The 12,797-nt window shown below is 41.4% G+C and carries 12 protein-coding genes and 1 pseudogene; all 13 read left to right on the plus strand.

Annotated elements, in window-relative coordinates; genetic code table 11:
* Positions 1-217 precede the first annotated feature (217 nt).
* Positions 218-3,784: a chromosome segregation protein SMC gene (gene smc / locus MUO14_RS22890; RefSeq protein WP_244752797.1), complete on the plus strand. Its 3,567-nt coding sequence runs from the start codon at positions 218-220 to the stop codon at positions 3,782-3,784.
* A gap of 174 nt (positions 3,785-3,958) precedes the next feature.
* Complete coding sequence (gene ftsY / locus MUO14_RS22895; protein WP_244752798.1) at positions 3,959-5,209, plus strand: signal recognition particle-docking protein FtsY; 1,251 nt, start codon at positions 3,959-3,961, stop codon at positions 5,207-5,209.
* Positions 5,210-5,288: 79 nt separating this feature from the next.
* Complete coding sequence (locus MUO14_RS22900) at positions 5,289-5,618, plus strand: putative DNA-binding protein (RefSeq protein ID WP_244752799.1); 330 nt, start codon at positions 5,289-5,291, stop codon at positions 5,616-5,618.
* 13 nt (positions 5,619-5,631) lie between these two features.
* A complete protein-coding gene (gene ffh, locus MUO14_RS22905) occupies positions 5,632-6,972 on the plus strand; it encodes a signal recognition particle protein (RefSeq protein ID WP_244752800.1) in 1,341 nt (446 codons plus the stop codon).
* Between the two features lie 88 nt (positions 6,973-7,060).
* Entirely contained in the window at positions 7,061-7,333 is a 273-nt protein-coding gene (rpsP, locus tag MUO14_RS22910) for a 30S ribosomal protein S16 (protein ID WP_163530520.1), read from the plus strand.
* 14 nt (positions 7,334-7,347) lie between these two features.
* Positions 7,348-7,575 carry a KH domain-containing protein gene (locus tag MUO14_RS22915; protein WP_244752801.1) on the plus strand — a complete coding sequence of 76 codons (228 nt, stop codon included), beginning with the start codon at positions 7,348-7,350 and terminating at the stop codon, positions 7,573-7,575.
* A 117-nt stretch (positions 7,576-7,692) separates the two neighbouring features.
* Positions 7,693-8,079: a YlqD family protein gene (locus tag MUO14_RS22920; protein ID WP_244752802.1), complete on the plus strand. Its 387-nt coding sequence runs from the start codon at positions 7,693-7,695 to the stop codon at positions 8,077-8,079.
* A gap of 8 nt (positions 8,080-8,087) precedes the next feature.
* Positions 8,088-8,603 carry a ribosome maturation factor RimM gene (rimM, locus tag MUO14_RS22925; protein ID WP_244752803.1) on the plus strand — a complete coding sequence of 172 codons (516 nt, stop codon included), beginning with the start codon at positions 8,088-8,090 and terminating at the stop codon, positions 8,601-8,603.
* A gap of 32 nt (positions 8,604-8,635) precedes the next feature.
* Positions 8,636-9,324, plus strand: a pseudogene (gene trmD, locus MUO14_RS22930) (tRNA (guanosine(37)-N1)-methyltransferase TrmD).
* Positions 9,325-9,461: 137 nt separating this feature from the next.
* On the plus strand, positions 9,462-9,806 hold the full coding sequence (gene rplS / locus MUO14_RS22935) for a 50S ribosomal protein L19 (protein ID WP_244752804.1): 345 nt from the start codon (positions 9,462-9,464) through the stop codon (positions 9,804-9,806).
* Between the two features lie 65 nt (positions 9,807-9,871).
* Positions 9,872-10,420: a signal peptidase I gene (gene lepB / locus MUO14_RS22940; RefSeq protein ID WP_244752805.1), complete on the plus strand. Its 549-nt coding sequence runs from the start codon at positions 9,872-9,874 to the stop codon at positions 10,418-10,420.
* 11 nt (positions 10,421-10,431) lie between these two features.
* Positions 10,432-11,274, plus strand: coding sequence for a ribosome biogenesis GTPase YlqF (gene ylqF / locus MUO14_RS22945; protein WP_244752806.1), 843 nt, complete (start codon positions 10,432-10,434; stop codon positions 11,272-11,274).
* Between the two features lie 741 nt (positions 11,275-12,015).
* Positions 12,016-12,786 (plus strand): ribonuclease HII, encoded by a 771-nt coding sequence (locus MUO14_RS22950; RefSeq protein WP_244752807.1) that lies wholly within the window; start codon positions 12,016-12,018, stop codon positions 12,784-12,786.
* Positions 12,787-12,797: the final 11 nt, after the last annotated feature.

The raw sequence follows: 12,797 nt of genomic DNA on the forward strand, positions 1-12,797 counted from the left end.
AACGGAATACGATGCGATTCACTAATCTTGCGTGTCTTGTGCTGCGTACTGAATGAAACTCTTCTTGTAAGTTTTCACACACGCAAATATTTTTATAATTTCCTATGCCAGAACAAAAACACTGCACACCTCAAGTATCCTACCGCTCAGTCATAGTTTATGATAAAATAAGTAAGTTGAAATCAAGTATTTTTGTTAATAAAACAGGAGGATGTATATGTTCCTCAAACGTCTAGATACGGTAGGATTTAAATCATTTGCAGAACGAGTAACGGTCGACTTTGTTTCCGGAGTGACGTCCGTAGTGGGTCCGAATGGCAGTGGGAAAAGTAACATTACCGATGCGATCCGCTGGGTCCTCGGGGAACAGTCTGCCCGGTCACTGCGTGGAGCAAAAATGGAGGATATTATTTTTGCAGGAAGTGATACGAGAAAAGCGTTAAATATGGCTGAGGTTACGTTAACGTTAAATAATGAGGCTCATACGTTACCTCTTGACTACCAGGAAGTAAGTGTAACGAGAAGGGTGTATCGCTCAGGGGATAGTGAATTTTATATAAATAATCAAACTTGCCGTTTAAAAGATATTATTGATTTGTTCATGGATTCAGGTTTAGGCCGGGAAGCTTTCTCGATTATAAGTCAAGGGAAGGTTGAAGAGATTCTAAGCTCAAAGGCGGAAGAGCGACGATCGATTTTTGAAGAGGCTGCAGGTGTACTTAAATATAAACAACGTAAGAAAAAAGCCGAACATAAGCTATTCGAAACACAAGAAAATTTAAACCGTGTTGAGGATATTATTCATGAAATTGATGGACAGCTTGAACCACTAAGGGAGCAGGCGTCTGTTGCTAAAGATTATTTAGAGAAAAAGGCAGAGCTTAAACAAGTGGAGATTTCGTTACTTGTGACTCAAATTGAGAATCTTCATGCAGACTGGAAAGGTCTTCTAACACAATTAGATGAAGTGAAACAGCAGGAAGAGGAATTAAAGGGAACCATCCGAGAGAACGAGTCATCAATTGCGAAAAAACGTAAGGATATGGAAGCACTTGAGGAATCGATTGAAGACTTACAGGAAACGTTGTTAGTCCTGACCCAGGATTTAGAGAATTTAGAAGGTAAAAAAGAGTTAATGAAGGAACGCCACAAGCATTATTCTGAGAATAAAACCAAATTAGAAACAGAGCATAAGGATTTGACTTCTAAGCTTGATACTTTAAAACAAACAGCAAAAGAAGAAGCGGATAAACTAAAAGCTGATGTGCAACAACGTAAGCAAACGAAAGATTCACTTAAACGAACGAAAGATGTACTCAACGATGGCGTTCATGATATGGAGGCTGAGATCGAGGACTGTAAAAGTGATTATATTGATTTGTTAAACGACCAGGCAGCCAAACGAAATCAGAAGCAAACCTTGGATCAACAGCTTGTTCAGCTGGATAACAAAAAAGGAGTACAGCAAGGGAAGTTTAAAGAACTGTTGGATGATAGAAGCTCTATGGCTGCTTCATTGCAGGAACGGACGAGCAAACTTCAAGAACTTACACAAAAGCGTGAAGATAGAGATCAGCAACTTGAAAGGCTTACAAATCAAATAAAACAGGATGATCAATCCTATCAGGAATGGCAGCAAAAGCTTTACCAGGGTTATCAATACTTAGAAAAGCTCCGTTCGAAAAAAGAAATGCTTGAAGAAATGAAGGAAGATTTCTCAGGCTATTTTCAAGGTGTACGTGAAGTACTTAAAGCAAGGGAGAATCAGCTTGTTCATGGTGTTGAAGGTGCTATTCTTGAAGTTATTGATATCCCTGCCAAATTTATGACGGCTATCGAAACAGCCTTGGGTGCTCAAGCACAGCATGTCATCGTCCAAGATGAGAAGGCGGGCCGCCAAGCGATTCATTGGCTTAAGCAAAATAACAAAGGAAGGGCCACTTTTCTACCTTTAACATCGATTCAACCGCGTTCTGTATATGGAAAGGCGGCAAGTCAGCTGGCTGAGCAAGAAGGTTTTGTTGGGGTAGCGGCCAAGCTCATTCGATATGACGCACGCTATGAAAAAGCTATTCAACATTTGTTAGGACACATCGTGATTGCAGACAACCTAGAACAGGCGAATAGGCTTGCAAATGTGGTCAATAGAAAATACCGGATTGTTACGTTAGAAGGGGATGTCGTCAATCCAGGTGGTTCGATGTCAGGGGGAGCGCAAAAGAAATCCAATCAATCCCTGTTTACACGTGAAAAAGAACTGCAGGAGTTATCCGAAAAGATTACTTCTTTCGATGCAAAAGCAAAAGATGTAGAACAAAAGGTCAAGCAGCTTAAAGAAAAGCTCGCTTCCGATACGGAAAAAAGAGAGCAATTAAAAGACGAAGTGTCTTCTTATCGTAATGCTGAGTATGAAGAACAATCGGCTACAAGAGAGTTACAGGTAAAGGTGGATCATTTAAATGACCAGCTACAGTTGTATGACCAAGATCAATCCCAGTTTAAAGATGATGAAAAGCAAACAAGAGAGCGGTTGAAATCACTTGAAAAAGAATTGACTTCACTAAGCAAACAGCTGCAAGATTTGCAAGAGCGAATTGACGAGTTAAGTACGGCCAAGGAACAACAACAAGAGAATGAAGCGAATCAAAAAGAACACTATCAAAGCTTGCAAATTAAGCTTGCTGAGCAGGATTCAGCCGTTGCTAATCAAAAGGAAAAAGCAGATCGGGCAAAGGAAGATTTACGTATTGTTCAGGAGCAGTTGACTAAGAATCGTCACTCCTACCAGCAATTAGTTGAAGTGGTGGATTCGAATCAGACCGAAGAGGAATTGATGGAAGAAATAGAAAAAACGAAAATTAGAAAAGAAGCAACCTCCGCGCTTATTCAAGAAAGACGGGAAGAGCGAAATCAATTTGCCCTCTCCGTTCAACAGGAAGAACAAACACTTAAAGAGATTAAGCGCAGGCATCAAAATTATATTCAAGATATTCAGCAAAAAGAAGTAAAAGCTAACCGCCTCGATGTTGAGCTTGAAAACATGCTGAACTATTTACAAGAGGAATACGTAATTACATTTGAAAAAGCACGTCATGATTATAGCCGCGTAGAGGATGTGAACCAAACATCAACCAAGGTGAAGTTAATTAAGCGAGCGATCGAGGAACTTGGGACGGTAAATCTCGGTGCTATAGAGGAATACGATCGGATCGTTGAGCGCTATGACTTTTTAACAGGTCAGCAAACCGATTTGCTAGAAGCCAAAGAAACCCTTTATTCAATTATTTACGAAATGGATAGTGAGATGGAACGTCGTTTTGAAGAAACCTTCACCAAGATTCGTGCTGAATTTGGTGAAGTGTTTAAAGAACTTTTTGGTGGGGGGAAAGCAGATCTGCAATTGACAAAGCCTGATGATATGCTTGAAACAGGTGTCGATATTGTTGCCCAGCCGCCAGGGAAGAAACTTCAGAATTTGAGTCTGTTATCGGGCGGGGAGCGGGCCTTGACTGCTATTGCCCTTTTGTTCTCGATTCTGAGAGTGCGTCCGGTTCCTTTTTGTGTCCTGGATGAAGTAGAAGCAGCTTTGGATGAAGCGAATGTGGATCGTTTTGCTAAATTCCTTAAAGAATTTAGTGAACGTACACAGTTTATCGTCATTACTCATAGAAAAGGAACGATGGAAGAGTCAGACGTGCTATACGGGGTTACGATGCAGGAATCCGGAGTATCTAAGCTCGTTTCTGTGCGATTAGAGGAAACAGCAGATTTAGTTGATATTTAGAGGTAGTTCAAAAAATCACCAAATGATAAGCGTCGAATCTCTTCGTTGGCTTGCTTTTTCCGCTACTCACGTATCAATAAGCATACGTTCCGTTGCTCAAAGCTACGCCGCCTCGACCTTCTTGCTTCTCATTTGGCAACCTTTTGAACACTCATATATAGAAAGGAAGATAGGATGGGCTTTTTTAAAAAGTTAAAAGAAAAATTTGTGGAAGAACCAATGGACAAGGCCGTAGAAGAATCTATACAAAAGGAGGAAAGCAAAACCATAGAGTCTGATGATGCTGATCGAGATGAAGGATTTACCGAAAACCTTGAAGGAGAAACGGAAACAGAGAATGAGGAAGAACTCGAATCCGTGGAAGAAACTGAAGGCATTGATGAACATCTTGAGGAGTTTGACGAAACTGAAGATGATGAGAACCAGGAAGGTCAACCTCATGATCCAGAAGAAGTCGAAGACAAGGAAGCATCGATCGCTTCCAAGTTTAAAACGGGATTGGCGAAAACTAGAAACTCTTTTACGAGTAAAATAAATGATTTAGTGGCGCGGTATCGTACGGTAGACGAGGACTTTTTCGAAGAACTAGAGGAAGTGCTTATTTCAGCGGACGTTGGTGTCAATGCTGTTATGGAAATGATTGACGAACTGCAGATGGAAGTGAAGCGCAGAAATATTAAAGATACAAGGCAAGTGAAGGAAGTTATATCTGAGAAACTTGTCGAGCTTTACTATGGCGATGAGGATCAAGGTGAAGTAGAAGAGCTTAAAATGAATCCGGATGGCTTAACGATTTATCTTTTCGTCGGTGTGAATGGTGTAGGAAAGACAACGACGATTGGCAAGCTTGCTCACCAGTTAAAAGCAGATGGAAAAAAGGTCACATTAGCTGCAGGGGACACATTTAGAGCCGGGGCCATTGATCAATTAGATGTGTGGGGGCAGCGTGCTGGCGTAAATGTAGTTAAGCATAGTGAAGGCAGTGATCCGGCAGCTGTTATTTATGACGGCATTCAATCGGCAAAGTCAAAAAAAGCCGACGTATTAATTTGTGATACAGCGGGCCGTTTGCAAAATAAGGTCAATCTAATGAATGAATTAGCTAAAGTTAAACGTGTTATTGAACGCGAAGTCCCAGGAGCGCCGCATGAAGTACTGCTCGTGTTAGATGCGACCACGGGTCAAAACGCGATGAGCCAGGCAAAGACGTTTGCAGAGTCCACAGATGTATCTGGCATTGTGCTAACAAAACTTGACGGTACGGCTAAAGGTGGCATTGTTCTTGCGATCCGTAACGAATTGGATATTCCCGTTAAGCTGGTAGGTTTAGGGGAGAAAGTGAGTGACTTAGAGACATTTGATCCACACGCCTTCGTTTATGGCCTGTTTGCTGATATGATAGAAGAGGAAGATGATGAGACGTAACTAAGCCTTGACAGTAAAGGAATGTGTCCGTTAGTATTCATATGTAAAGGTATTTCACTTAACAAGGAGTGCTTCAGACGTGCTTGAAAAGACAACACGTATCAACTATTTGTTTGATTTTTACCAATCCTTGCTAACTCCAAAGCAGCGAAACTATATGGAACTCTATTATTTAGAAGATTATTCGCTTGGTGAAATATCAGAGAACTTCAATGTATCAAGGCAAGCAGTCTATGATAATATTCGCCGAACAGAAGCGATGCTTGAGGAATACGAGGATAAGTTACATTTGTACGGAAAGTTTGATAAGCGTCAGCAATTAATCCAGAACATGTTGGAGGCAGTCCCAGAGTCTGGTGATAAGAATCAGATCCGTGACCGTCTCAAACAACTACAAGAATTAGAATAGGAGGGTTCCTTCGATGGCGTTTGAAGGTTTATCCGACCGTTTACAGCAAACCATCCAGAAAATAAAAGGAAAAGGGAAGGTTTCCGAGCAAGATGTAAAGGAAATGAGTCGTGAGGTACGGCTTGCCCTCCTTGAGGCCGATGTTAATTTCAAAGTTGTAAAAGATTTCGTTAAGCGCATTCGCGAACGAGCTGTCGGTTCAGAAGTAATGGAGAGCTTAACACCAGGGCAGCAAGTCATAAAGATTGTAAAAGAAGAACTGACCGACTTAATGGGTGGGAATGAGAGTAAAATTGCCGTTGCCAACCGGCCGCCAACTGTCATCATGATGGTGGGTCTTCAAGGTGCCGGTAAAACGACGACCACTGGAAAGCTCGCGAACCTGCTTCGCAAAAGTTATAACCGAAAACCGTTGTTAGCAGCGGCAGACGTTTACCGTCCAGCAGCCGTCCAGCAGCTTGAAACGTTAGGCCGTCAGCTTGATATGCCTGTTCATTCACAAGGGACAGAAGCTGATCCTGTTGATATAGCAAAGCAGGCAGTAGAACAAGCGAAGGAAGAACACAATGATTATGTCATCATTGATACAGCTGGGCGTCTTCATGTCGACGGTGATTTGATGGAGGAACTGGAGCGAATTAAAGAAGCGGTCACTCCAGATGAAGTTTTCTTAGTTGTCGATGCCATGACTGGTCAGGATGCAGTCAATGTGGCCGAAAGTTTTGATGAACAACTTGACGTAACAGGTGTGTTGTTAACGAAGCTTGATGGCGATACCCGTGGAGGTGCTGCTTTATCTATTAAAGCAGTCACAGGCAAACCGATTAAATTTGCCGGTATGGGTGAGAAACTGGACGAGCTTGAACCCTTTCACCCTGAGCGTATGGCCTCTCGTATTTTAGGAATGGGCGATATGCTCACATTGATTGAGAAGGCACAAACGCAAGTGGATGAGAAGCAAGCTAAAGAGCTTGAATCTAAAATGCGCAATGCTTCCTTTACCTTTGAGGATTTCCTTGAGCAAATGGAACAGGTGAAAAACATGGGGCCGCTGGATGAACTCATTAATATGATTCCTGGGGCCAATAAGATGAAAGGCTTGAAGAATGCTTCCTTTGACGACAAACAAATTTCTCACGTTGAAGCCATTATTCAATCGATGACAAAAAATGAGCGTCAAGACCCTTCCCTAATGAACGCCAGCCGTAAGAAGCGGATTGCAAAAGGTTCAGGAAGGTCCGTTTCAGAAGTTAACAGACTGTTAAAACAATTCGAAGACATGAAAAAAATGATGAAGCAAATGAGTAATACAAAGGGTAAAAAAGGGAAAGGAATGAATTTTCCCTTTATGTAATGCAAAAAACCTTTACACACAATCAATCATCTGCTAAAATCTAAACTTGTGTAAAACATTTATTTAAGAATGATGGAGGTGCTTAAACATGGCAGTAAAAATTCGCCTAAAACGAATGGGATCTAAACGTAACCCATTTTATCGTGTAGTAGTAGCAGATTCACGTTCACCTCGTGATGGACGTTTTATTGAACAAATCGGGACATATAACCCAGTAGTTAACCCAGTAGCGGTTGACATCGATGCTGACAAAGCGATCGACTGGATGTCCAACGGTGCTAAGCCAAGTGATACAGTTCGTAACCTATTCTCAAACGAAGGCATCATGAAGCAATTTCACGACAAGAAAAACCAAAAGTAAAGTAGTGTGATATCATGAAAGCCTTGATCGAAACAATCGTAACGCCGCTCGTAGATCATCCTGAAGAGATCGTTGTTGCGGTGAAGGAAGAAGACAGAAAGATTGTCTATCACTTGACCGTCCATACAGAGGATGTTGGTAAGGTTATTGGGAAGAACGGTCGAATTGCTAAAGCAATTCGTACGGTAGTATATGCGGCAGGGTCTGATTCAAACAAACGAATCTATTTGGATATCATGTAAAGAGGGAGAGGGGAAAAACCTTTCCCTTTTTTTCCATCTTATTTTAAGGCTCCTTTCATAAATTCTGTTGTTCTTTTTAGAAAGCAGCCTATTTTAACAATAAGGCAGGTAAGTGTCATGCAGATCATTCAACGAGTACCTGTAAAGCAAATGTTAACGGAAACAAGCAGACAGAAATTGAAGGATCAATTTCAAAGAGAATACGGGCGTCTCAAGCAAGAATGTGAGCAACTTCTATTTGAACAAAAGAAGCTTGAAAAGAAACGGGAGTTTTCTAAATTCGATGTAGAGAAACGTTTTTCAGCAGAGATCAAAAAGCGTAAAGACAAAATGAAACATTCTGAACAGTTACTGGAACAATTGAATGTATTGCCAAATGACAGTGAGCTTGTGATTGATGAAGTCGAGTCTCTTGTCACTATTGAAGTGGGAGATCGATTTGATGAGCAAGTGTTTGACCCCCAAATAATCATTAAAGACGGTATCGTCATACGAGCGAGGTAATGTTATTCATGGAAGAACAATTATACAATGTCGGACAAATTATTAATACGCATGGAATTAAGGGCGAAGTCAAAGTACACCGGATTACTGACTTTGATGAACGATTTCAGCCGGGACAGCTTTTGTATTGGGTACATGATCAAAAAGAGCCGAAACAATTAATCGTGAAAAGCCATCGACTCCATAAAGGATTTGATTTATTGACATTTGAAGGCCACCCCTCGATCAATGATGTGGAAGAGTATCGGGAAGGCTTTCTTAAGGTGCCCGAGAGTGAACATCAGCTATTGGACGAGCATGAATTTTATTTCCACGAAATTATTGGGTCCAAGGTATTTTTGGATTCAGGAGAGGAAATTGGTGTCATCAAAGAAATCCTTACACCAGGGGCGAATGACGTCTGGGTTGTAAAGCGTCAAAGCAGTAAAGATGTATTGATTCCTTATATTGAAGACGTCGTGAAAGAAGTAGATGTTGAAAAGCAACAGGTGATCATTGATCCAATAGAAGGGCTGCTTGATTAATGCATATTGATATATTAACGCTGTTTCCAGAAATGTTTCAGGGCGTGTTCAATCAGTCGATTATAAAAAGGGCCGCTGATAAAGGTGCTTTTAGTTATCAAACGGTTAATTTCAGGGATTACACAACAAATAAGCATCAGAAAGTTGATGATTATCCATATGGAGGCGGAGCTGGTCTTGTGCTCACACCACAACCGATTTTCGATGCTATCGAAGACATTCGTACTCTTCAAAACAGTAGGCCGCGTGTTATCCTTATGTGTCCCCAAGGAGAGACTTTTACCCAACAAAAAGCTGAGGAGCTGGCTAAAGAAAAACAACTGATTTTTATTTGTGGCCACTACGAGGGCTATGATGAACGAATTCGGCAGGAACTTGTTACGGACGAAATTTCCATCGGCGATTATGTGTTAACAGGTGGTGAGCTTGGAGCGATGGTTGTAACCGATTCGATTGTCCGTTTGCTTCCTGGGGTGTTGGGGAACAAACAATCTGCCCCGAAGATTCTTTCTCAAGCGGCTTGTTAGAACATCCGCATTATACGAGGCCGGCAGAATTCAGAGGTCATCAGGTCCCTGAGGTTCTCATGTCAGGCAACCATGCTAAAATTGAAGAGTGGAGACATTATGAATCCTTAAAAAGAACGTTTCAAAGACGCCCGGACCTGCTTGAACAACGTGAGTTGACCAAGCAGGAAAAAGCATGGATTGATGAATGGTAAAATAGCTGATACATCTTGCGAAATCAAGTAGACTATGGTATATTATCAGTTGTGCTTAAACGTACGGTTTAAGTGGAAAACGATGTTCCGCTGTCTCATAGAAGACAAGAGCATTAGTTAAGAAGGAGTGAAGGAAAATGCAACAGCTTATTCATGACATTACAAAAGAACAGCTTCGTACAGATCACCCTAACTTCCGTCCAGGTGACACGGTTAAGGTTCACGTGAAAGTAGTTGAGGGCAGCCGTGAACGTATTCAGGTTTTCGAAGGTGTTGTCATTAAGCGTCAGAATGGTGGAATCAGCGAGACATTTACAGTACGTAAGATTTCTTACGGTGTAGGCGTTGAACGTACATTCCCACTACATTCTCCACGTCTTGCTAAAATAGAACGAGCTCGCCGCGGTAAAGTTCGTCGCGCGAAGCTTTACTATCTACGTAATCTACGTGGTAAAGCAGCACGTATTAAAGAAATTATTTAATCAAGTAAGAGAGGAGCTTGCATCTGCCAAGCTCCTTTTTTTCTAACTGTGAAGGGGACACTACCATGAAAAAGCAATGGTTAGAATGGATAAAAGCATTTGCCATCGCAGCTGTCTTAGCCATCGTTGTAAGAGTATTTCTTTTCGCACCTGTTGTCGTTGAAGGGCCCTCCATGTCACCAACCTTACATAATGGGGATCATCTTATAGTCAGTAAAATTAACTACACTTTCGGTTCCCCTGAGCGTTTCGATATTGTTGTTTTTCATGCAACTCAAAGAAAAGATTATATCAAACGGGTGATCGGCCTGCCTGGAGATGAAGTGGCTGTACGTGATGATCAGCTATACGTCAATGAGAAGCCTATTGATGAGCCATTCTTGAATGAAGAGATAAACGAGCTTCAAAATGGAGAGAGATTAACTCAGGATTTTATGATCGATCAGCTTCCAGGAGGTTATGAAGAGGTGCCTGAGGGACACTTTCTTGTCTTAGGGGATAACCGTAACAATTCTACAGACAGCAGAACCATCGGCATGGTTCCTAAGGAGCAACTTGTAGGTGAGGCTGTATTTATTTATTGGCCTTTTGATCGAATTGGTTTTGTTAACTAAGGAGGATGAAGATGACTATACAATGGTATCCAGGTCACATGGCGAAAGCAAAAAGAGAAGCTGAAGAGAAGCTTAAACTAGTTGACTTTGTGATCGAACTTGTCGATGCAAGAGCACCGATATCTTCAGAAAACCCAATCCTCCACGGTTTACTGCAAAATAAACCGAAAATGGTTGTGCTCATGAAGAAAGATTTAGCTGATCCAGCCATAACAACAGCTTGGCTCGATTTCTATGAGGAGAAGGGCATAAAAGCATTAGCGATCGAAGCAAATGATAAAAAGGATGTTCAACGCGTTGTTCAGATAGGTAAAGATCTTGCCCGTACCAAGATGGACAAACTCCGCGCCAAGGGGGTACGTCCGCGTGCAGCCAGAGCTATGATTCTAGGTATTCCGAACGTTGGAAAGTCGACACTTATTAATCGGCTCGCTAATAAAAAAGCTGCCATTACAGGGGATCGCCCTGGTGTTACTAAAAAGCAACAGTGGATTAAAGTTAAGAAAGATTTTGAGCTGCTTGATACGCCAGGCATTCTCTGGCCTAAGTTTGAGCAAGAGGAGACTGGATACAGACTTGCAGCTATAGGAACAATCAAGGACCAAATTTTACCAAAAGAAGACGTTGCTGCCTATGTATTGGATTTTTTAAAAAATAGCTACCCTGATTTATTGAAGGAACGCTACGGCTTTTCAACATACGATGATATTATGAATGCCTTTGAACAAATTGGTCAAAAAAGGGGCTGCCTGGAGAGTGGTGGTGTCGTAAACTTTGATAAAACATCAGATGTCATTCTTCAAGATTTAAGAAGCGGCAAACTAGGGTTAATTAGCTTTGATCAACCGGATTAAACACCCAGAAACGCAACAGGGATCAATGACTCTAGATTGCGTTTTTTCTTATAGAGGATGTTCAAAAAGTCACCAAATGATAAAGTGAAACTTCCATCAGTGGGGTTTTCACTGATGGTTCGTTCAGGCCTACACGATGTCTGTGTTCCTTAAAATCGGACATTTACGGACAGTAAACCCTCTGCATAGCTTCTTATTTTCACGACGATATCTTTGGGATTTACTGACTGTTCATGAGGGATAAATGGTGAATTCCTTCGTTCCTCGTTTTTTCCGGTCCTCACGTATGAAAGGCATACGCTGTGGTGTGAACGGAACCGCCATTATGAGATTTGTGATAGGTGACTCCTGTGATAAGAAATCACTTGTTATAGGTCTTCCATTTCCGAAATCAATGGTGTACATTCTTACGTCTACCCCCTTAACGTTTAGCTACTACACGTCCTTAGCTGTCATACGCACGACTTATAGTAGTGATGGCTGATAACATGTACTCTCCCTACTAGTTGCGGTTCCTATCAATGATGGGGAAGGAGTATCGCATATTTCCCTGTGCTACCTATGAATCCTTCCATTATTATAGGTCAAAAAATCACCCCGAATAGCAACAAACTTTTAGAAAACAGCCTAGATTAAAAAATTCATACCGGGGCTAAGGTTGTTTGTTAATCCTTCTTGCTCTTTTTGAATTTCATATTTAATAGAAGTAGCCGATAATCCAAGTAAAGAGGGAATGACATAATGAAAGAGTCAACGATTAAGGATATAAAATACAAATTGGATACAGATCAATTTTCGAATGCCGAACTAGAATTGTTAAGAGAAGATAAGCGCAAAGGTGTACATAAGCTTCTCAAGCAATATGATGTAATGCAGCAAAGGAAGAAAGAGTTAAAGAAACAATATGAACGTATGCTTTCCTTTGAGAAAAAAGCGAAGTCGTCTGGAAAGATATTGATCGCGGGGATTGATGAGGCGGGGAGAGGGCCGCTAGCTGGTCCGGTAGTTGCTGCTGCGGTTATCTTGCCTCCGACTTTTTACTTGGAAGGACTTTATGATTCGAAACAACTCTCCCTTCAAAAACGGGAACAATTTTTTGAAGCGATTAAACAGCAAGCTGATTATGGGGTCGGCATTGTAACTAATGACGAGATTGATAAGTGGAATATCTATCAAGCGACGAAGCTTGCGATGAGGCGGGCTGTTAATCAGTTATCGGAAGCTCCAGATCATTTATTAATTGACGCGATGAGGCTTGAGAATGTTCCCTTTACACAAGAGTCGATTGTCAAAGGAGATCAACGCAGTGTTTCCATTGCCGCAGCAAGTATTATGGCAAAGGTAACCCGAGATCGAATGATGAAAGAAATCAGTCAACACTATCCAACCTATGGCTTTGCATCAAATCAAGGCTATGGTACACCTATGCATTTGCAGGCACTAAATACATATGGGCCAACACCTTATCATCGCAAAAGTTTTGCGCCGGTTAAAGATATCATTTTTTCATAAGGGGGATGCTT

This window comes from Halobacillus shinanisalinarum (assembly GCF_022919835.1).
Lineage (GTDB): Bacteria > Bacillota > Bacilli > Bacillales > Halobacillaceae > Halobacillus_A > Halobacillus_A shinanisalinarum.

Coding starts and splice junctions, on each gene's coding strand:
- smc (WP_244752797.1), top strand. CDS start 218: ATGTTCCTCAAACGTCTAGATACGGTAGGATTTAAATCATTTGCAGAA.
- ftsY (WP_244752798.1), top strand. CDS start 3,959: ATGGGCTTTTTTAAAAAGTTAAAAGAAAAATTTGTGGAAGAACCAATG.
- ffh (WP_244752800.1), top strand. CDS start 5,632: ATGGCGTTTGAAGGTTTATCCGACCGTTTACAGCAAACCATCCAGAAA.
- rpsP (WP_163530520.1), top strand. CDS start 7,061: ATGGCAGTAAAAATTCGCCTAAAACGAATGGGATCTAAACGTAACCCA.
- MUO14_RS22915 (WP_244752801.1), top strand. CDS start 7,348: ATGAAAGCCTTGATCGAAACAATCGTAACGCCGCTCGTAGATCATCCT.
- MUO14_RS22920 (WP_244752802.1), top strand. CDS start 7,693: ATGCAGATCATTCAACGAGTACCTGTAAAGCAAATGTTAACGGAAACA.
- rimM (WP_244752803.1), top strand. CDS start 8,088: ATGGAAGAACAATTATACAATGTCGGACAAATTATTAATACGCATGGA.
- rplS (WP_244752804.1), top strand. CDS start 9,462: ATGCAACAGCTTATTCATGACATTACAAAAGAACAGCTTCGTACAGAT.
- lepB (WP_244752805.1), top strand. CDS start 9,872: ATGAAAAAGCAATGGTTAGAATGGATAAAAGCATTTGCCATCGCAGCT.
- ylqF (WP_244752806.1), top strand. CDS start 10,432: ATGACTATACAATGGTATCCAGGTCACATGGCGAAAGCAAAAAGAGAA.
- MUO14_RS22950 (WP_244752807.1), top strand. CDS start 12,016: ATGAAAGAGTCAACGATTAAGGATATAAAATACAAATTGGATACAGAT.